Genomic DNA, 1,730 nt, shown 5'->3' with positions numbered 1-1,730 from the left:
ATGTGCGGGATTGTTGGTATCGTTGGACATCAGCCGGTTTCGGAGCGGCTGGTCGAAGCCTTGAAGCGTCTGGAATATCGCGGCTATGATTCGGCCGGCGTCGCGACGATCGAGGCGGGAACGTTGCAGCGCCGTCGGGCCGAGGGCAAGCTGGTCAATCTCGAGAACAGGTTGAAAGAGCAGCCGCTGGCCGGCACCATCGGCATCGCACACACCCGCTGGGCGACCCACGGGGCGCCTACGGAACGGAACGCCCATCCGCATTTCACCCGGGGCGTGGCGGTCGTACACAACGGCATCATCGAGAACTTCGCCGAACTCAAGGACGAACTGGCCGCGGCAGGAGCCCAGTTCCAGACGGAAACCGACACGGAGGTCGTCGCGCATCTCCTGGAGAAGTTCCGCCGTGATGGACTGGGGCGGCGCGAAGCCATGCTTGCCATGCTGAAGCGCATCAAGGGCGCCTACGCCTTCGCCATTCTCTTCGAGGACGACCCATCGACCATCATGGCCGCACGCAACGGTCCGCCGCTGGCGATCGGCCACGGCAACGGCGAGATGTTCCTGGGCTCGGACGCGATCGCGCTTGCTCCCTTTACCAATGAGATCACCTATCTGATCGATGGCGACTGGGCGGTCATCGGCAAGACCGGCGTTCATATCTTCGATTTCGACGGCAATACGGTCGAACGTCCGCGCCAGATTTCCACCACCGCTGCCTTTCTGGTCGACAAGGGCAACCATCGGCACTTCATGGAGAAGGAGATCTACGAACAGCCGGAGGTCATCGCCCATGCTCTGGGCCATTATGTGAACTTCATAGAAAACCGCGTTGTTCCGATTTCCGACGGTATCGATTTCGCCAAGGTCCCGAGCTTGGCGATCTCGGCCTGCGGCACCGCTTATCTTGCCGGCCTGATCGGAAAATACTGGTTCGAACGCTATGCGCGCCTGCCTGTCGAAATCGATGTCGCATCCGAATTCCGCTATCGCGATATACCTCTGTCGCCGCAGTCGGCAGCCCTTTTCATCTCGCAGTCGGGCGAAACCGCCGACACCCTGGCATCTCTGAGATATTGCAAGGAGCACGGCCTCAAGATCGGCGCTGTGGTCAATACCCGCGAGTCGACCATCGCGCGCGAGTCCGACGCGGTCTTCCCAATCCTTGCCGGCCCGGAGATCGGCGTCGCCTCGACCAAGGCCTTCACCTGCCAGCTTGCAGTTCTTGCCGCACTCGCAGTCGGCGCCGGCAGAGCTCGTGGGACCGTGAGCGCGGAGGAGGAGCAGGCGCTCGTAAAGAGCCTTTCCGAGATGCCGCGGATCATGGGCCAGGTGCTGAACAGTATCCAGCCCGCAATCGAGACGCTGTCGCGGGAACTGTCGAAATGCAGCGACGTGCTCTATCTCGGACGCGGTACCAGCTTTCCACTGGCAATGGAGGGGGCGCTGAAGCTTAAGGAGATCTCGTATATCCACGCCGAGGGTTATGCCGCGGGCGAGCTGAAGCACGGACCGATCGCCCTTATCGACGAAAACATGCCCGTCATCGTCATTGCGCCGCATGACCGCTTCTTCGACAAGACGGTATCGAATATGCAGGAGGTGGCAGCACGTGGCGGCCGGATCATCCTCATAACCGACGAGAGAGGAGCAGCCGCCTCGAAACTCGACACGATGCACACGATCGTGCTGCCGTTCGTCGACGAGATCATCGCACCGATGATCTTCTC

The 1,730-nt window shown here is 61.1% G+C and carries 1 protein-coding gene; it reads left to right on the top strand.

Annotated features, from left to right (window positions below; genetic code table 11):
- Positions 1 to 1,730 (top strand): glutamine--fructose-6-phosphate transaminase (isomerizing) (gene glmS / locus FB009_RS32535; protein WP_018010379.1); only part of this gene is annotated, 1,730 nt, incomplete at both ends.

Origin of the sequence: Sinorhizobium medicae (assembly GCF_007827695.1) — a bacterium.
GTDB classification, from domain to species: domain Bacteria; phylum Pseudomonadota; class Alphaproteobacteria; order Rhizobiales; family Rhizobiaceae; genus Sinorhizobium; species Sinorhizobium medicae.
The sequence above is the reverse complement of the archived record's forward strand: the minus strand, read 5'-3'. Positions and strand labels throughout refer to the sequence as shown.